A 17,110-nucleotide genomic window follows, 5' to 3' on the forward strand; every position below is an offset into this window, starting at 1 on the left:
GGTTGATAGGCCAGATGTGGAAGCCGGGCAACCGGTGAAGCTGACTGGTACTAATAGGCCGAGGGCTTGTCCTCAGTTGCTCGCGTCCACTGTGTTAGTTCTGAAGCAACGAACTGTCGAGTCCCCTTTCGTGGGGATTCCGGGTCGTACATCTTCATAGAGTTTCGGTGGTCATAGCGTTAGGGAAACGCCCGGTTACATTCCGAACCCGGAAGCTAAGCCTTTCAGCGCCGATGGTACTGCAGGGGGGACCCTGTGGGAGAGTAGGACACCGCCGAACAATTATTGTGGGAAAGCCCCGCACCGTCATGGTGCGGGGCTTTTCTGCGTTTAGGGTCCAGGTATGCGATACGACCTCGTCATCTTTGACAACGACGGTGTGCTCGTCGACAGCGAGCCGATCTCCAACACCATCCTGGCCGGCTATCTCACCGAGCTGGGGCATCCCACTTCGTACGAGGACTCCCTTCGTGACTACATGGGCGCCGCTGTGCACCGTATACACGATCTTGTGCGGGAGCGGACCGGACAGTCGTTGCCGGCGGACTTCGACGAGACCCTGCACGCTCGCGTCTTTGCCGCCTTCGAGCGGGAGTTGGTCGCCGTCGACGGTGTGACCGAGGTGCTCGAGAAGCTGGTCGCGGACGGGGTGTCGTACTGCGTCGCCTCCTCCGGCAGCCATGAGCGGATCAGAGTCGGGCACCGGAAGACGGGGCTGGACCGGTGGTTCGAGGACCGTACGGTGTTCAGCGCGCAGGATGTGGGGCGCGGGAAGCCGGCGCCGGATCTGTTCCTCCATGCCGCCGAGCGGATGGGGGTGACGCCGGGGCGGTGCATCGTCGTGGAGGACAGCCCCCTGGGGGTGGCGGCGGCCAGGGCGGCCGGGATGGATGTGTACGGGTTCACGGCCATGACGGCTGCAGACAAGCTCGATGGCGCCAAGGGGTACTTCGGCGGGATGGCGGAGTTGCCCGCATTGCTCGTGTGATCGATCTACCCATGGGTAGATCGGCGCCCTACGCTGTGCGGCCATGACAGATGCGCGGTTGCGGCACGGGCGGGCCTCCTTGGCGTTGAGCTTCTTCGCGCAGGGGGTGGCTTTCGCCCTGCTCGTGACGCGTATCCCCGCCATCCAGGACCGGTACGGGATATCCGACGGCCTGCTGCCCGCCTTCCTGGCCGCTGTACCGATCCTCGCGGGTGTGGCCAGTGTGATCACCGAGCGGCTGGTGAAGCGGGTCGCGCCGAGTGTGGTGCTCCGGTGGGCTCAGCCCGTGGTCCTGCTGGCGCTCCTCGGGGTGGCGGCCGGTAGCGAGATATGGCAGGTGGCCGTCGCACTGGGCGGGTTCGGGCTGGCGGTTGGGGCGCTGGACGCCTCCATGAACATGCTCGGGGTCAGCCTGCAGCGGTCGTACGGGCGCAGCATCATGCTCGGCTTCCACGCCGCGTACAGCCTCGGCGGAATCGCGGGTGCCTCCCTCGCCTGGGCCGGGGCGCACTGGGACCTGTCGCTGCTCATCTCATATCTGCCGGTCGCGATGGTGCTGTTGCCGACGGCACTGGTCGGGAGCCGTTGGTACGCGGACGGGGAGTGGGCCGGGAGGGAAGGGGAGAGAGCCGAGGGGGACGCGGAGAAGAGTGCGGGGGAATGGCAGGCCGGCGCCTTCAAGCTGCTGCTGCCGCTCTGTCTGGTGATGACCTTCGCCTATATCGGGGACTCGACCGTCTCGAATTGGAGCGCGAAGTACCTGCAGGACGTACTCGGGAGCTCGGAGGAGCTCGCGACCGTCCCGTACAACGCCTATATGGTCACCACGCTGCTGGGGCGGGCCGTCGGGGATCTGGGGGTGCGGCGGTTCGGGGCGGTGGCGGTCGTGCGATGCGGGACGGTGCTGGCGGCGGCCGGGTTCGGGGTGGTGGCCGTGGCGCCGGGGGCGTGGATGGGGATGCTCGGGTTCACCATGCTGGGGCTCGGGCTGTGCGTGATCGTGCCGCAGACATTCGCGGCGGCGGGGCGGTTGTTCCCGGGGGCGAGCGACGCGGCGGTGGCGCGGCTGAATGTCTTCAACTATGTGGGGTTCTTGATCGGGTCACCGCTGGTGGGCGCGCTCGGTGATGTGTGGAGCTATCGGTGGGCGATGGTCGTGCCGATGGTGTTGGTGCTGGTGACGTTGTGGTATGCCAGATCGTTCGGGGCGGATACCGCCCGGTACGGTGGCGTGCATGAGCGGCCGCGGGTTGTTGATGTGGGACGAGGCGGTAACGAAGTATGACTTCGGTGACGGCCATCCGATGGATCCGGTGCGGCTTGCGCTGACCATGGGGTTGGTGCGGGCGTACGCACTGGATCGTGCGGTGGATGTGGTGGCCGCGAAGCCGGCCGGGGACTCGACGCTCAGACTCGTTCATCACGAGGACTACGTGGCGGCCGTGCGGGCGGCGTCTCTCGACCCTCGGGCAGCCGACCAGTCGTACGGGCTCGGGACGGTGGACGACCCGGCCTTCGTCGGGATGCACGAGGCGTCGGCCCTGATCGCCGGGCAGTCGGTGGGGGCCGCGGAGGCCGTGTGGCGGGGTGAGGCCGAGCATGCGGTGAACTTCGCGGGCGGGCTGCACCATGCGATGCCGGGGTCGGCTTCCGGGTTCTGTATTTACAACGACGCGTCGCTGGCCGTCGCCCGCCTGCTGGAACTGGGAGCGGAGCGGGTCGCGTACGTGGATGTCGACGTACATCACGGGGACGGGGTCCAGGCGGCTTTCTGGGAGGACCCGCGGGTGCTGACGGTGTCGCTGCACGAGCATCCGCGGACGCTGTTTCCACAGACCGGGTGGCCGGAAGAGACCGGGGCCGCCGGGGCGGGAGAGGGCAGTGCGGTGAATGTGGCGCTGCCGGCGGGGACGGGCGACGCGGGCTGGCTGCGGGCCTTTCATGCGGTGGTGCCGGAGCTGCTGGCGGACTTCCGGCCGCAGGTGCTGGTGACTCAGCACGGGGCGGATACGCACTTCGAGGATCCGCTGGCGCATCTGGCGGTCTCGCTGGATGCGCAGCGGGCGGTGCAGGAGTCGTGTCATGCCCTGGCGCACGAGTACGTGGAGGGCGGGCGCTGGGTGGCGCTCGGCGGCGGGGGCTACGAGGTGGTGGATGTCGTACCGAGGTCGTGGACGCATCTGGTGGGGATTGCGGCGCATGCGCCGGTGGATCCGGAGTCAGTCATTCCGTCGTCGTGGCGGGACGAGGTGTACGCGCTGACGCGGCGGGTGGCGCCGGGGCGGATGACGGATGGGCGGGAGCCGGCCTGGCGGGAGTGGGAGCAGGGGTACGACCCGGCGGACCGGTTGGACCAGGCGGTTCTGGCCACACGGCGGGCGGCGTTTCCGTTGCGGGGCCTGTTGGCGTGACCACGGCGGCGGGGCGTAACACCCGCGGTGGGGCGTAGCGGGCGGTGGGCCGGTGCGGATGGGCGGCCGGATGGAGGTGCGGGACGCTGGGCGTTCCCCTCCCGCCCCCTTCCCGAACGGGGTTCCGCGGGGCCCGGCACTCCGCGTTCGGCCGCGCGGCTGTTACGCCAACTGTGGGTGCTACCCGGGCTTTTGGCCCGGGACGGCTACCGGTGCGGGAGCATCGGCAGGGTGTTGAGCACCGGAGCGCTGCGGGCGCATCTGCTGGCGGCCCGGTTGGCCGGGACCGTGGCCACAGCGCGGGAGGTGAGCCTGCGCAGCTATCGGCTCTTCGCCGCCAGGGATCCCCGCGTGACTCTCGGGCTTGATCCCGAATGGGCCTGGGGCGAGCGGGATTTGATCGCGCTGATGGCTGACAAGTGTGGGGTTTCGGACGATCCCGAGTATGTGACCGGGCCCGATGCGATCGATCCGGAGCGGACGTTGAGCGGGCTCGCCGCGTTTGCCGAACGGCTCGGGGAGGCGGCCGCTCGGCGGGCGCCGGTGATGTTCGGGACCGGGCATCCGCATCGGCTTCTCGGGTTCTACGCAGGGCTGGCAGACGCTTTGTCGGCGGCAGGTTGCCTCGTACTCACCCCCGCGCAGGGGCGATGTGTCGACATAACGACCCGGTTCGGCGTACGTACGTACAACCTTGAGTACGTACGAGGAGTCGCGCTGGTGCGGGAACCCGGCGCACGGGGCGCCGGGAGTGAGACCGGCGCACATACCCATTCGCCGCTCCCGGTTCGGGTCGCCCTGGAGGGCGTGACGGAGGGTGGCGGGCCGCTGCCCGAGCTGGTCGTCGGGGACCATGGCTGGGTCTGCGGGGCAGGTCAGCTGGGGATTGAGGCCATCGGCCTGGCGGATACGGACGATCCGGCCCTCTTCGTCGGCGAGGCCGAGGGGCGCATCTCCGTCGTTGTTCCGCTTGATGACGCGGTGCGGTCTGATTACTACCGACCGCTTACTCGGTATGTACTCAATCGAGCGTGTCTGTCACAGTAGGCGGCCGATGGCTGCTCCTCTTCCCCACTCGCACCACACGCCCCTAGTCTGGGAGTGAGCGCACAGCGACGTTGAGTCACCGGAGGGGAAGCCGGTGCGCGTCGGGTGCGGAAGGTACAGGTGGGTCATGGCTGCTGGCAGCGAGAGGCCTCTCAACGAGGTCAAGTTTCTTACCGTGGCGGAAGTTGCCTCGGTGATGCGAGTGTCGAAGATGACCGTGTATCGCTTGGTACACAGCGGTCATCTGCCGGCGATCCGGGTGGGCAGGTCCTTCCGGGTTCCGGAGCAAGCGGTTCACGAGTACCTCCGCGAATCATTCGTGGGGGTGGAATCCGCGTAACCGTAGCCGGGCGAATCCCCTCGGATTACGTCCCTCACTCGGCGGCAGGTAGGCTAGGCCGACGTAGGTCGTGTGGGCCCAGACGCCCCGCACCGAGTGAAGAGAAGTGAGCGAGGGTAGTCGTGGGCTCTGTTATCAAGAAGCGGCGTAAGCGGATGGCCAAGAAGAAGCACCGCAAGCTGCTCAAGCGCACCCGCGTTCAGCGTCGCAACAAGAAGTAAGCGACCGCTGTACGTGTCTCTGCGGCCCTTCCACCTTCACGGTGGGAGGGCCGCGGTGCGTTTGTGGGTGGCCAAAGGAGCGGTCGTGGCAAAAGACCGCCGTGCGGTCATCACAGCGCAACACGTAACCGCTACGGTGACGCATAAGAGTGGACCTAGGCGGACCTAAGGAAGGCGCTGATCTTGGGGAAGGTCGTGCTCGTCACGGGAGTGGCCCGGCAGCTCGGAGGCCGGCTCGTCCGGCGTATCCAGCGGGATCCCGAGGTGGACCGGGTGATCGGGGTCGATGCGGTGGCGCCCGAGCATCATCTTGGCGGGGCCGACTTCGTTCGAGCGGACATCCGCCAGCCCGCCATCGCGCGCGTGCTCGCCGAGCATGCCGTCGACACCGTCGTGCACATGGATGTCACCGGTACACCGCTGGGCACCGGCGGCCGTACGACGGTGAAGGAAACCAATGTCATCGGCACCATGCAACTGCTCGGTGCCTGCCAGAAGTCGCCGACCGTCAAGCGGCTGGTGATCAAGTCCAGTACGAGTGTGTACGGCTCCGCGCCCCGCGATCCGGCGGTCTTCAACGAGACCACGCCACCCAAGTCGCTGCCGAGCGGTGGGTTCGCGAAGGACACGGTCGAGGTCGAGGGGTACGTACGGGGCTTCGCGCGGCGACGGCCGGATGTGGCGGTGTGCGTACTGCGCTTCGCGAACATCCTCGGGCCGTGCGCCGACTCGCCGCTCGCCGAGTTCTTCTCGCTGCCCGTCATGCCGACCGTCTTCGGCTACGACCCGAGGCTGCAGTTCGTCCACGAGGACGATGTGATCGATGTGCTGCGGATCGCCCTGCACGAGCCGCGGCGAGGCACGCTCAACAGCGGCACGTTCAATGTCGCGGGCGATGGTGTACTGCTGCTCTCGCAGTGTTCCCGGCGGCTGGGCCGGCCGACGATGCCGGTTCTGCTGCCTGCGGTCACCTGGGTCGGCTCCGCGCTGCGTACGATCGGCATTACGGACTTCTCGCCCGAACAGATCCGGCTGCTCACGCACGGCCGGGTGGTGAGCACCACTCAGATGCGCGAGACGCTCGGGTTCGTGCCGAAGTACACGACAGCGGAGGCCTTCGCGGACTTCGCACGCAGCCGCGGGCCGGGGCTGCTGCCGCCGGACGCGCTCGCCAGGGCTGTGGACCAGGTGGCCGCGGCACTGCCTTTGGCCGGCAGCGCGAGGACGACAGCCGCGAGCAAGGCGATGGACCAAGCCGATCGATGACTCCGATCGACGAGGGCGATCGCCGAAGCCGATCGAGTAGGACGACCATGAAGACGACTCAGAGCGACGCCGAATAAGGAGCGCAGCCAACGATGGCGGACGCCAAGGTCATTCCGTTCGACGACGACCGTTCGCGCGGCAGCGCGCAGCGCTCGGCGCGGCGGCGCCCCGCAGGAAGCAGCCGTCGGAAGGCCGAGCCCGCGGCGGTGCGCGAGGTTCCGGTCAGCCCGCTGCCGGGGCAGCAGAAGGACGGAGAGCCCCGGGGAGCGGTTCGGGCACCCGAGGCGGGCCGGCAGCCCCTGGTGGGCCAGGAGCCGACGCGCGGAGGCGGCTGGGAGCGGCGGATCGCCGGCGGCCTGGCGTTTCTCCGGCGGCGCGTCACCGGTGACTACGAGGTCGACGAGTTCGGCTACGACAAGGAGCTCACCGACCAGGTCCTGATGTCGATGGTCCGCCCGCTGTACGAGAAGTACTTCCGGGTCGAGGTGAAGGGCATCGAGAACATCCCGTCCGAGGGCGGGGCGCTGGTGGTGGCCAACCACTCGGGGACGCTTCCGCTGGACGGGCTGATGATGCAGGTCGCCGTCCACGACAACCATCCGGCCAACCGGCATCTGCGGCTGCTCGCCGCGGATCTGGTCTTCATGCTGCCGGTGGTCAACGAACTGGCCCGCAAGGCCGGGCACACCCTGGCGTGTGCGGAGGACGCGGAACGGCTGCTGCAGCGCGGCGAGGTCGTCGGCGTGATGCCGGAGGGCTTCAAGGGCATCGGCAAGCCGTTCAGCGACCGTTACAAGCTTCAGCGCTTCGGGCGGGGCGGATTCGTGTCGACGGCACTGCGGGCGGGGGCACCGATCGTGCCGTGCTCGATCGTCGGTGCCGAGGAGATATACCCGATGATCGGCAACGCGAAGACGCTGGCGCGGCTCCTCGGGTTCCCGTACTTCCCGATCACGCCGACGTTTCCGTGGCTGGGGCCGCTGGGCGCGGTGCCGTTGCCGACGAAGTGGACGATCCAGTTCGGCGAGCCGATCCAGACGAACGGGTATCCGCCGGAAGCGGCGGAGGATCCGATGCTGATGTTCAATCTGACGGATCAGGTACGGGAGCAGATCCAGCACACGCTGTACAAGTTGCTGGTGCAGCGCCGGTCCGTGTTCTTCTGACGCGGTTCTTCTCACGCGGATTCTTCCGGCGCGACTCTTCTGACGCGGCTTTTCTGAACACATGTACCGGCCGGACGTACGAAGGTGGGGCGCCCCTTTTCAGGGACGCCCCACCTTCGTACGTACCGCCTGCTAATCGTTCTCGCTGTCGAGTCCGAGGCCCGGCAGGATCCCCGGCAGCAGCGGCGGGATCGTGACGTCCGGCTCCGGTTGTGCGGGTTTGCTGCCGGACGGGGACGGTGTGGCGCCGCTCGACGGACGCTCGAACAGGCCGCCCGTGTCGCCGCCGAGCAGGTCGTCGTCCGCCGTGCTGCCCGAACCGGACGGACGCGGACTGCCGCTGTCTCCAGTACGGCCACTGCCGGTGGCCGGTGAGGACTGTGTCGTACGGCCCGGGTCCGAGGCGTTGCCCGAGTCCTGGGTGGCGCCGGGGCGCTGCGAGCCGCGGCCGCCCTTGTCCGGGACGCGTGGCAGCAGCGACGCCAGCGGGCCGACCTCTTGGTCTATGGCGTCGAAGACGGAGTTCACTTCGTCGCCGACGTCGGTCAGCTGGGCCGGCAGCCGGTCGCGGAGCCCGTTCCAGGCGTCGCGATGGGACCGGGAGAACGAGTCGAGCCTCGCCATCGGGCCGAGGGAGCCGTCCCTCGCGTACGCCTCGTGGAGCAGCCGGTGGCCCTCGGTGACGTCGTGTCTCATGCCGTTGAGTGCGCGGCGGACCTCGCCGAGCGACTCGTGGTCCATGGCGCCCGCCCGGCCGCGTTCCATCAGGCGGCGTGCCTCGCTGAGCCGGGTGGAGGCCTGGTCGAGGTAGAGCCCGCCGCGGTCGGAGTCGTCGTCCGCCAGGCCGAGCTTGAAATCTTCCATGCCACGCTTCAGCCCGTACAGCGAATCACCGGGAAGGGCGTCGGAGCTGGCAGCGGCCACTCCGCTGAAGGCTCCCGCAGCCACACCGACGGTGAGACCGCCGGCCGCGAGGCCCTTCGACCAACGGGAGCGTGGTCGCAATTTCCGGAGCGTGGAGGCCCGATGGGCGCCACGGCCGGGTGTCCGCTGTTCGGGCACCGTAGGGCCCGCGGACGCACCCCCCGAGGCGAACATCTCTTCCATGGCGGCCACGAGCTGTGCTCGCTGCACCACTTTGACCTCGGGATCCATCTCCGGTTTCGGCAGCTCGCCGAGACCGTTCGCCAGAGCCAACAGCCGTCCGGGCGCGGTCGGTTCGACCGATTCTTCGGGCTGCGCGGCCGCCTGATCTTCCAAGGCCTGGGCGAAGGCGTTCGCCCGCCGGCGCGCCGAAACGTTCGCGATCACTGGCGGCACCTCCTCTCGTCATGACGATCGACTCCCCTGGGGGTCCGGATGGTTGCACACCTTGAACGCATCCACACGATCGAGTGAGTGGCTGCGGGCATGGCGTGACCACAGGGAGCCTGCATCCCGCACAACGAGCGTCGCGGCACTTGGGTTACGCGCGAAGGATGATGTGACCAGTGCGTCATTGAGGCGTCACCGATGGTGAGTTGGGAGTCGGTCAGCGGGCGTCGTCGGGGAGGAGCCGGGCCAGTGTGCGCACCGCCCGGTACTGGAGGGTCTTGATCGCGCCCTCGTTCTTGCCCATCACCCTGGCCGTCTCGGCGACCGAGAGGCCCTGCAGGAAGCGCAGGGTCACGCACTCCTGCTGCTGAGGGTTGAGCTTGTGGACCGCTTCCAGCAGTGCGGCGTTCGACAGGGACTCGAGGACCGAGTCCTCCGGGCTGCGCTCGACCTCGTTGGCGTCGAGCATCTCGCCGGTGGTTACTTCCAGCCGGAAGCGGCTGGACTTGAAGTGGTCGGCCACCAGATTGCGGGCGATCGTGACCAGCCAGGCGCCGAAGTCGCGCCCCTGCCAGGTGAACGTGGAGATACGGCGCAGGGCGCGCAGGAAGGTCTCGCTGGTGAGGTCCTCCGCCGTCGCCTTTCCGCCCACGCGGTAGTAGATGTAGCGGTAGACGGTGTCGCTGTACTGGTCGTAGAGGCGGCCGAAGGCGTCGGTCTCGCCCGCCTGGGCGCGCTCGACCAGGTCCATCATGCGGGCGCTGTCGCTGTCGGCGCTGGGTCGGCGGGCGGCGGTCGAGGAGCCGCCGGCGCCCCGGCTGCCTCGTCTGCCGACGGCCGCGCGGCCGTCGGCCAGGGCGTAGCAGGGGGCGGCCGGGCCGCTTGGGGCAAGGCGGGGCATGGCGAATGCGGGGACGGCGTACGCGGTGGGGACGAAGCCGCGCAAGTGGTCGAGGACCGTTGCGCGCAGCGTAGCCAGGCCCGAGGCGTCAACCCCGACGTGTGGGTACACGGGACTCCCAGAGGCAGAGCTTCCATCACGTGCAGTGCGGGACCGTTCACCCGTCGTGGGGACTGGTGGGGTCCGTCATGCGTCTGAGGAGAATAACGCTTCGTACAGGCGTTGCTACACCCAGTTGCTCAAATCGTCGTTTCAGTCGCTTCTGTTACGTCTAGGAGACGCATCAAGTCGCAGATCGTGAGCACTTGTTGATCGAATTGATTCGTGATCTGTCGTGTCGGGTGGTGGATTGTGCCCGACACGCGGCAACAGGACTGGCGGGAGCGCACAGGGGCAAGGGCCTGGATTGCCCGCGGAAAGCGCTGTCGTCGCCGGAGTGGGCGTCGCCGTTCGAGTCGGCGCCGGCCCAGGAGTCAGCGGCGGCGGCGATGGAGGGCGACCGCGGCCGCCGTGCCGCCCGCGATGGCGCCGACGCCCGCTGCCGCCGGAATGCCGACCTTGGCGGCCTTGCGGCCCGTCCGGTAGTCGCGCAGCCGCCACTCGCGCGCTCGCGCGTACTTGCGGAGCTTGGTGTCCGGGTTGATGGCGTACGGATGCCCCACCAGCGACAGCATCGGGATGTCGTTGTGCGAGTCGCTGTACGCCGCGCAGCGGGTCAGGTCCAGGCCCTCGGCGGCGGCCAGCGCGCGTACGGCCTCGGCCTTCGCGGGGCCGTGCAGCGGCTCGCCCACGAGCTTTCCGGTGTACACGCCGTCGAGGGACTCGGCGACCGTGCCCAGCGCGCCGGTCAGGCCGAGCCGGCGGGCGATGATCGTCGCGGTCTCGACGGGGGCCGCGGTCACCAGCCAGACCTTCTGTCCGGCGTCGAGGTGGGCCTGGGCGAGAGCGCGCGTGCCGGGCCAGATGCGGTCCGCCATGTACTCGTCGTAGATCTCTTCGCCGATCGACATCAGCTCGGAGACGCGGTGGCCCTTCACGATGGACAGGGCGGACTCGCGGACGTCCTGCATATGTTCCGGGTCCTCGACGCCGGCGAGCCGGAACCAGGTCTGCTGCCATGCGAACCGGGCCAGTTCGCGGCGCTGGAAGAACTTCCGCTTGTACAGGCCGCGGCCGAAGTGGAAGATCGCAGCGCCCTGCATCACGGTGTTGTCGAGGTCGAAGAAGGCGGCGGCCCGGTCGTCCCCGGCGACGGGGAAATCCGGTTCGGCGGCCGAGGCGGTGCCGTCCTGCGCCTCGAGTGCATCGAGCGCCTCGAAATGCTGCGACGACTTGCGCGCTGCCTCCGCTGCTGCCTCGCCTGCGAGCACGCTCCGCGCGGTGGCGGAGCGCCTACGGGGGGTGAGCCATCCCAGTGCGGCCATGTCGTGAGCATAGCCAGTCTGTTCGGTACTTCCCGACCCACCGGGATGCCATGGCGTGAACTCTCCGCGACCAACCCGTTAAACGGGCGATTCGGGCGTACGGGATGCGTGCCGCCGCCCTCCGGCGCGGGCGGAGAATGGGCACATGAGTCCTGTGTTGCGACGAGCGAAGAAGAAGGCCGCCGACGAGCGGGTGGTGACGCTGATCGGCAAGCCGGGATGTCACCTCTGTGACGACGCGCGGGCCGTGGTCGAGGAGGTGTGCACCGAGACCGGTGCGTCCTGGGAGGAGAAGGACATCACCCAGGACGAGGCGCTGCACCGGGCGTACTGGGAGCAGATTCCGGTCGTCCTGGTCGACGGCGAGCAGCACACGTTCTGGCGTGTCGACCCGGGACGGCTGCGCCGCGCGCTCGGGGCGTGAAGGAGCGGCCGGAGAGCATCGGGGTCGTTCTGCTCGGGTCCCGGACGCGGTCCAGCCTCTATCGGGACGCTATGCGGACAGGGCACAGTATGCGGTCTCGGGGGCGTAGTCGTGAGGAGTGTGTACGGTTTTGTCCCCTTCGGCTCTTCGGTGGACCCCTGCGGTCCAGAGTTCCAGGATCACGCGATCGGATGGCGTGACCCCGGTCACTTTGCACGGACAAAACGGACACCATCTTTGTGCACGCGTTCACAAAGACATAGCCTGCATTCGACGGGGCGGCCCTGTGACATACGGCCGCCTGCAGCCTCGCTCATCCCGCAGGAGCACCGTGGCAACTGGCCGAAATCACCGACCGGCGACCCGTAGCCGAGGAATCCCCGAGGCCACCGTCGCCCGACTCCCGCTGTACCTGCGCGCCCTGACCGCGCTGTCCGAGCGGTCCGTTCCCACGGTCTCGTCGGAGGAACTCGCCGCCGCGGCCGGAGTGAACTCCGCGAAGCTGCGCAAGGACTTCTCCTACCTGGGCTCCTACGGGACACGCGGTGTCGGCTACGACGTCGAGTACCTCGTCTACCAGATCTCGCGCGAGCTCGGTCTGACGCAGGACTGGCCCGTGGTCATCGTCGGTATCGGTAATCTCGGCGCCGCACTCGCCAACTACGGCGGTTTCGCCTCCCGGGGCTTCCGGGTCGCCGCGCTGATCGACGCCGACCCGGAGATGGCGGGAAAGCCGGTCGCCGGGATGCCCGTCCAGCACACGGACGAGCTCGAGAAGATCATCAGTGACAACGGAGTGTCGATCGGTGTCATCTCGACGCCCGCCGGCGCCGCGCAGCAGGTGTGCGAGCGGCTGATCGCGGCCGGTGTCACCTCGATCCTGAACTTCGCCCCCACCGTCCTCTCGGTGCCCGACGGCGTGGATGTGCGCAAGGTCGATCTCTCGATCGAGCTGCAGATCCTCGCCTTCCACGAGCAGCGGAAGGCCGGCGAGGAAGCCGAGGCCGCAGGCCGGAAGGGACCCGACGGGGACATGCCCGCCGTGATGCCGGCATGAGTCTCCTGGTTGTCGGGCTGAGCCATCGCAGCGCGCCGGTGAGCGTGCTGGAGCGGGCCTCGCTGTCCGCTGATGCGCAGATCAAGCTGCTCCAGGACACCCTCGCCGCGGAGCCCGCGGCCGAGGCGGCGGTGCTGGCCACCTGCAACCGCATCGAGCTGTACGCGGACGTGGACAAGTTCCACGCCGGTGTCGCGGAGCTCTCGACGCTGCTCGCACAGCACAGCGGGGTGGGGCTCGAGGAGCTCACTCCGTATCTCTACGTGCACTACGAGGACCGCGCCGTGCACCACCTCTTCTCGGTGGCCTGCGGTCTGGACTCCATGGTCGTCGGCGAGGGGCAGATCCTCGGACAGATCAAGGACGCTCTCGCCCTCGGGCAGGAACTGCACACCGCGGGCCGGCTGATCAACGACCTGTTCCAACAGGCCCTCCGCGTCGGCAAGCGCGCGCACAGCGAGACCGGGATCGACCGGGCCGGGCAGTCGCTCGTCACCTTCGGTCTCGAGCAGCTGGCCGCGGGCGCGTCCGTCGAGGCATGGGCCGCGGACAAGCGGGCGCTGGTCATCGGCGCCGGCTCGATGTCCTCACTCGCCGCGACGACGCTGGCGCGCCTTGGTGTACGTGAACTCGTCATCGCCAACCGGACGCTGGAGCGCGCGGAGCGACTGGCCGCGGTACTGACGGAGCCCGACGGGGTGAGCGCACACGCCGTGTCCATGGACGACGTCGCCGACGAGCTGACACGTGCCGATGTGGCGGTGTCCTGCACCGGTGCGACGGGCCTGGTCCTGACGGCCGAGTCCGTCGCGGCGGCGCTCGCGGAGCACGTGGTACCGGTGGCGGGTGCGGGGAACGACCTGCGCGCTCCGGACGGAAGTCTGGTGGCCCGTCTCGCCGCGGCCGCGGCGCGCGACGGCCGCCTGGCCGACAAGTCTGCTGCGGGGGGCGCGGACGTGGCGGACCGCGCGCCGTCCACCCGGTCCGGCGATACGTCCGTCCTCGGCGGCGCTGCCGTCGGTGACACCGGGACGCCGGCCGCCCGCGACGCCGCGGTGAACCTCGCCGAGACCGCCGGAGCGTGCCCCGTCGGGCTCGGCGACGGGCTCGGACCCGACGCGCTCGCGCAGCACCAGGTATGGGTCGACAACGCGCCCCGGGACACTCGGGTCGCCGGAGCCCTGCACGGGCGGGGCGCCACAGCCGCGGCCACCGCCCGCGTCCGGCTCGCCCTGCTCGACCTGGCCATGCCCCGTGACATCGACGGTGCCGTCCACCGGCTCGCCGGCGTACGGCTCGTCGACATCGAGTCGCTCGCCGAAGCCTCCGCCGACGCCCCGATGGCCGCCGATGTGGACCAGGTGCGCGGCATCGTCTCCGACGAGGTGGCCGCCTTCGGCGCCGCCCAGCGCGCCGCGCACATCACTCCGACCGTCGTCGCCCTGCGCACCATGGCCGCCGATGTCGTCGCCGGCGAGGTCGCGCGGCTCGAGGGCCGCCTCCCCGACCTGGACGACAAGGAGCGCGCCGAGATCACCCAGACCGTGCGCCGCGTCGTCGACAAGCTCCTGCACGCGCCCACCGTGCGGGTCAAGCAGCTGGCCAGCGAGCCCGGCGGCGCCGGGTACGCGGACGCGCTGCGGACACTCTTCGACCTCGACCCGGAGACGGTCGCCTCCGTCAGCCGGGCCGACCTGAATGACGCCGACGTCAAGAACCGAGGGCGAGTATGACCGAGAGGGCACTGAGGCTCGGGACCAGACGCAGCAAGCTGGCCATGGCTCAGTCCGGGCAAGTGGCGCAGGCGGTGCGCCAGTTGACCGGCCGTGCCGTCGAGCTTGTCGAGATCACCACGTACGGGGACACCTCCCGTGAGCATCTCGCGCAGATCGGCGGTACGGGGGTCTTCGTCACCGCACTGCGGGACGCCCTGCTGCGGGGGGACGTCGACTTCGCCGTTCACTCGCTGAAGGACCTGCCCACCGCGCAGCCCGACGACCTGGCGCTGGCGGCCGTGCCGCCGCGCGAGGACCCGCGGGACGCGCTGGTGGCGCGCGACGGACTGACCTTCGACCGGCTGCCGGACGGAGCCAGGATCGGCACCGGTTCGCCGCGCAGGATGGCGCAGCTCAACGCGTACGCGCGCAGCCATGGCATGGCAATCGAGACCGTGCCGATCCGCGGGAATGTCGATACGCGGATCGGATACGTACGCAGCGGGGAGCTGGACGCCGTGGTTCTTGCCGCGGCCGGGCTCAACCGCATCGGCAGGATCGACGAGGTCACCGACTTCCTGGCGGTCGACTTCGTCCTGCCCGCCCCCGGCCAGGGGGCACTGGCGATCGAGTGTGCCGCGGTCAACGCGGACCTCATCGCCGCGCTCGCCGAGCTCGACGACCCGTACACTCGGGCCGCCGTGACCGCCGAGCGTTCCCTGCTCGCCGCCCTGGAGGCCGGCTGCACCGCACCTGTGGGTGCGCTGGCCGACCTGCTGGCCGACGGGCAGGTTGTCACCGAGATGCGCCTGCGCGGCGTCGTCGGCACAACCGACGGCTCGACGCTGGTGCAGCTGTCCACCACCGGTCCCGTACCCACGTCGCACGGCGACGCCATCGCGCTCGGTCGCGAACTGGCGTCCGAGATGCTGGCCAAGGGTGCGGCCGGTCTTATGGGGGAGCGAGCACGTTGAGCCCCACCAACTTTCCGGCCCTTCCTGCACACGGACACGGGCACGTCACCTTCCTCGGCGCCGGACCCGGCGACCCCGGACTGCTGACACTGCGCGCCGTCGAGGCGCTCGCGGGTGCTGACGTACTGATCGCCGAGCCCGATGTGCTCGACGTGGTACGCAGCCATGCGCGAGCGAGCGTAAGCACGCCTGAACTGACGGTTGTTGACGACGCGTCAACAACCGCCGGGATCCCCGTCCTCAGGGATGCGGCCAATCTTGTCATGGAGGCCGCGAGGGTCGGCAAGCGGGTCGTCCGCGCAGTCTCCGGTGACCCTGGCCTCGATGGAAACGCAGGTCAGGAGATGCTCGCCTGCGCCGCGGAGGGGATTCCCTTCGAGGTCGTGCCGGGTGTCGCCACGGCGGTGGGCGTGCCCGCGTACGCCGGTGTGCCGTTGCGCGACCCGCAGGGCGCCGACGTCCGTTTCGTGGACGCCCGTAGCGCGAGTGACCGGTGCTGGACCGAGGTCGGCGCGAGCGACGGCACGGTCGTCGTCTCCGCGACGCTGGAGACGGTCGCCGCGGCGGCGGGCGAGCTGGTGGCCGCGGGCCGCAAGCCGGACACGCCGCTGACCGTGACCGTCGCCGGTACGACGACGCGGCAGCGGACGTGGTCCGCGACGCTGGGAACGATCGCGCAGGTCCTGAAGCAGGCGAAGGTACTGCCCTCGCCGGAGGGTCACCGGCCTGTCATAGCCGTGGTGGGTGAGCGCAGCGCCGCCGCCCAGCGGGACCAGCTCTCGTGGTTCGAGTCCAAGCCGCTCTTCGGCTGGAAGGTGCTCGTGCCGCGGACCAAGGAGCAGGCGGCTTCGCTCTCCGACCAACTGCGCAGCTACGGAGCCGTGCCGCACGAGGTGCCGACGATCGCCGTCGAGCCGCCACGGACGCCCCAGCAGATGGAGCGCGCGGTCAAGGGCCTGGTGACGGGCCGCTACGAGTGGATCGCTTTCACGAGCGTGAATGCCGTGAAGGCGGTGCGGGAGAAGTTCGAGGAGTACGGGCTCGACGCGCGTGCTTTCGCGGGTATCAAGGTCGCGGCGGTGGGCGAGCAGACCGCTGCCGCGCTGGTCGACTTCGGCGTCAAGCCTGATCTTGTGCCGAGCGGGGAGCAGTCGGCCGCCGGTCTGCTCGAGGACTGGCCGCCGTACGACCCGGTTTTCGACCCGATCGACCGGGTCTTCCTGCCGCGTGCGGACATCGCCACCGAGACGCTGGTGGCGGGCCTCATCGAGCTGGGCTGGGAGGTCGACGACGTGACCGCGTACCGGACGGTGCGGGCATCGCCGCCGCCGGCGGACACGCGTGAGGCCATCAAGGGCGGCGGGTTCGACGCGGTGCTGTTCACGTCGTCGAGCACCGTGCGGAATCTGGTGGGCATAGCCGGCAAGCCGCACAACGTGACCGTGATCGCCTGCATCGGCCCGGCGACCGCCAAGACGGCGGAGGAGCACGGGCTGCGGGTGGACGTGCTCTCGCCGGAGCCGTCGGTGCACAAGCTGGCCCAGGCGCTGGCGGACTTCGGCGCGCAGCGCCGGGCGGCGGCGGTGGAGGCGGGCGAGCACGTGACGCGTCCGAGCGAGCGGCGTCCCGGCGGACGGCGGCGGCGTACGACGTAGTTCGGTGCGGGGGCGGGGTGCGGGTCGCCTTCGGGGCGTTTCCCCACCCCGCCCCTTCCCGTAACCGGGGGCTGCCCCCAGACCCCGGTACGGCCTTCGGCCGTGTCCTCAATCGCCGGACGGGCCGGGTTTTCCCGGACATGCTTGAGGTGCGGGGGCCGGGGCCGAGCCCGGCAGGCCCGCCCGGGCCCGACACCCTGTCGGCAC

At 69.5% G+C, this 17,110-nt stretch carries 16 protein-coding genes and 1 rRNA gene; 14 read left to right on the plus strand and 3 right to left on the minus strand.

What is annotated here, in order from left to right; all coding sequences use genetic code 11:
• Window positions 1-163: 163 nt before the first annotated feature.
• The 9 genes from rrf to ACWDZ6_RS11495 all read left to right on the plus strand — a co-directional run bounded on the left by rrf (window position 164) and on the right by ACWDZ6_RS11495 (window position 7,439).
• Window positions 164-280, plus strand: a 5S ribosomal RNA gene (gene rrf, locus ACWDZ6_RS11455).
• Between the two features lie 63 nt (window positions 281-343).
• Window positions 344-988, plus strand: coding sequence for an HAD family hydrolase (locus ACWDZ6_RS11460; RefSeq protein WP_451502695.1), 645 nt, complete (start codon window positions 344-346; stop codon window positions 986-988).
• A gap of 43 nt (window positions 989-1,031) precedes the next feature.
• A complete protein-coding gene (locus ACWDZ6_RS11465) occupies window positions 1,032-2,273 on the plus strand; it encodes an MFS transporter (protein ID WP_451502696.1) in 1,242 nt (413 codons plus the stop codon).
• The gene (locus ACWDZ6_RS11470) at window positions 2,224-3,399 is read left to right on the plus strand and encodes an acetoin utilization protein AcuC (protein ID WP_366731118.1); all 1,176 of its coding nucleotides are present in this window, start codon (window positions 2,224-2,226) and stop codon (window positions 3,397-3,399) included. Before ACWDZ6_RS11465 ends, ACWDZ6_RS11470 begins: the two co-directional genes overlap by 50 nt.
• A gap of 231 nt (window positions 3,400-3,630) precedes the next feature.
• Entirely contained in the window at window positions 3,631-4,446 is an 816-nt protein-coding gene (locus ACWDZ6_RS11475; RefSeq protein ID WP_451502697.1) for a phosphatase, read from the plus strand.
• Window positions 4,447-4,573: 127 nt separating this feature from the next.
• On the plus strand, window positions 4,574-4,786 hold the full coding sequence (locus tag ACWDZ6_RS11480; protein WP_014046653.1) for a helix-turn-helix domain-containing protein: 213 nt from the start codon (window positions 4,574-4,576) through the stop codon (window positions 4,784-4,786).
• A 122-nt stretch (window positions 4,787-4,908) separates the two neighbouring features.
• On the plus strand, window positions 4,909-5,007 hold the full coding sequence (locus tag ACWDZ6_RS11485) for a 30S ribosomal protein bS22 (protein ID WP_003948845.1): 99 nt from the start codon (window positions 4,909-4,911) through the stop codon (window positions 5,005-5,007).
• Window positions 5,008-5,190: 183 nt separating this feature from the next.
• Window positions 5,191-6,273 (plus strand): NAD-dependent epimerase/dehydratase family protein, encoded by a 1,083-nt coding sequence (locus tag ACWDZ6_RS11490; RefSeq protein ID WP_326651729.1) that lies wholly within the window; start codon window positions 5,191-5,193, stop codon window positions 6,271-6,273.
• 92 nt (window positions 6,274-6,365) lie between these two features.
• Window positions 6,366-7,439 carry a lysophospholipid acyltransferase family protein gene (locus ACWDZ6_RS11495; protein WP_451502698.1) on the plus strand — a complete coding sequence of 358 codons (1,074 nt, stop codon included), beginning with the start codon at window positions 6,366-6,368 and terminating at the stop codon, window positions 7,437-7,439.
• 132 nt (window positions 7,440-7,571) lie between these two features.
• Here the strand turns inward: ACWDZ6_RS11495 and ACWDZ6_RS11500 are convergent, their stop codons facing one another.
• The 3 genes from ACWDZ6_RS11500 to ACWDZ6_RS11510 all read right to left on the minus strand — a co-directional run bounded on the left by ACWDZ6_RS11500 (window position 7,572) and on the right by ACWDZ6_RS11510 (window position 11,078).
• Complete coding sequence (locus ACWDZ6_RS11500) at window positions 7,572-8,750, minus strand: DUF5667 domain-containing protein (protein ID WP_451502699.1); 1,179 nt, start codon at window positions 8,748-8,750, stop codon at window positions 7,572-7,574.
• Window positions 8,751-8,970: 220 nt separating this feature from the next.
• A complete protein-coding gene (locus tag ACWDZ6_RS11505; protein WP_366731113.1) occupies window positions 8,971-9,765 on the minus strand; it encodes an ECF subfamily RNA polymerase sigma factor, BldN family in 795 nt (264 codons plus the stop codon).
• Between the two features lie 362 nt (window positions 9,766-10,127).
• On the minus strand, window positions 10,128-11,078 hold the full coding sequence (locus ACWDZ6_RS11510) for an HAD family hydrolase (protein ID WP_326651733.1): 951 nt from the start codon (window positions 11,076-11,078) through the stop codon (window positions 10,128-10,130).
• 145 nt (window positions 11,079-11,223) lie between these two features.
• Between ACWDZ6_RS11510 and ACWDZ6_RS11515 the strand changes: the two genes are divergently transcribed.
• From ACWDZ6_RS11515 to ACWDZ6_RS11535, 5 genes are all read left to right on the plus strand, one after another.
• Window positions 11,224-11,502, plus strand: coding sequence for a glutaredoxin family protein (locus ACWDZ6_RS11515; protein ID WP_451502700.1), 279 nt, complete (start codon window positions 11,224-11,226; stop codon window positions 11,500-11,502).
• 331 nt (window positions 11,503-11,833) lie between these two features.
• Window positions 11,834-12,559 carry a redox-sensing transcriptional repressor Rex gene (locus ACWDZ6_RS11520; protein ID WP_327325335.1) on the plus strand — a complete coding sequence of 242 codons (726 nt, stop codon included), beginning with the start codon at window positions 11,834-11,836 and terminating at the stop codon, window positions 12,557-12,559.
• On the plus strand, window positions 12,556-14,292 hold the full coding sequence (locus tag ACWDZ6_RS11525; RefSeq protein ID WP_451502701.1) for a glutamyl-tRNA reductase: 1,737 nt from the start codon (window positions 12,556-12,558) through the stop codon (window positions 14,290-14,292). Before ACWDZ6_RS11520 ends, ACWDZ6_RS11525 begins: the two co-directional genes overlap by 4 nt.
• Complete coding sequence (gene hemC / locus ACWDZ6_RS11530) at window positions 14,289-15,248, plus strand: hydroxymethylbilane synthase (RefSeq protein WP_451502702.1); 960 nt, start codon at window positions 14,289-14,291, stop codon at window positions 15,246-15,248. Before ACWDZ6_RS11525 ends, hemC begins: the two co-directional genes overlap by 4 nt.
• Window positions 15,245-16,903 carry a uroporphyrinogen-III synthase gene (locus tag ACWDZ6_RS11535; protein WP_451502703.1) on the plus strand — a complete coding sequence of 553 codons (1,659 nt, stop codon included), beginning with the start codon at window positions 15,245-15,247 and terminating at the stop codon, window positions 16,901-16,903. The genes hemC and ACWDZ6_RS11535 overlap by 4 nt, the downstream gene beginning before the upstream one ends.
• Window positions 16,904-17,110 lie beyond the last annotated feature (207 nt).

Source organism: Streptomyces sp. NPDC002926, from assembly GCF_053591755.1.

Excerpts from the sequence above, each read along its gene's own strand:
- ACWDZ6_RS11495 (WP_451502698.1), top strand. The coding sequence starts at position 6,366 with ATGGCGGACGCCAAGGTCATTCCGTTCGACGACGACCGTTCGCGCGGC.
- ACWDZ6_RS11525 (WP_451502701.1), top strand. The coding sequence starts at position 12,556 with ATGAGTCTCCTGGTTGTCGGGCTGAGCCATCGCAGCGCGCCGGTGAGC.
- ACWDZ6_RS11510 (WP_326651733.1), bottom strand. The coding sequence starts at position 11,078 with ATGGCCGCACTGGGATGGCTCACCCCCCGTAGGCGCTCCGCCACCGCG.
- ACWDZ6_RS11515 (WP_451502700.1), top strand. The coding sequence starts at position 11,224 with ATGAGTCCTGTGTTGCGACGAGCGAAGAAGAAGGCCGCCGACGAGCGG.
- ACWDZ6_RS11480 (WP_014046653.1), top strand. The coding sequence starts at position 4,574 with ATGGCTGCTGGCAGCGAGAGGCCTCTCAACGAGGTCAAGTTTCTTACC.
- hemC (WP_451502702.1), top strand. The coding sequence starts at position 14,289 with ATGACCGAGAGGGCACTGAGGCTCGGGACCAGACGCAGCAAGCTGGCC.
- ACWDZ6_RS11460 (WP_451502695.1), top strand. The coding sequence starts at position 344 with ATGCGATACGACCTCGTCATCTTTGACAACGACGGTGTGCTCGTCGAC.
- ACWDZ6_RS11470 (WP_366731118.1), top strand. The coding sequence starts at position 2,224 with ATGAGCGGCCGCGGGTTGTTGATGTGGGACGAGGCGGTAACGAAGTAT.
- ACWDZ6_RS11465 (WP_451502696.1), top strand. The coding sequence starts at position 1,032 with ATGACAGATGCGCGGTTGCGGCACGGGCGGGCCTCCTTGGCGTTGAGC.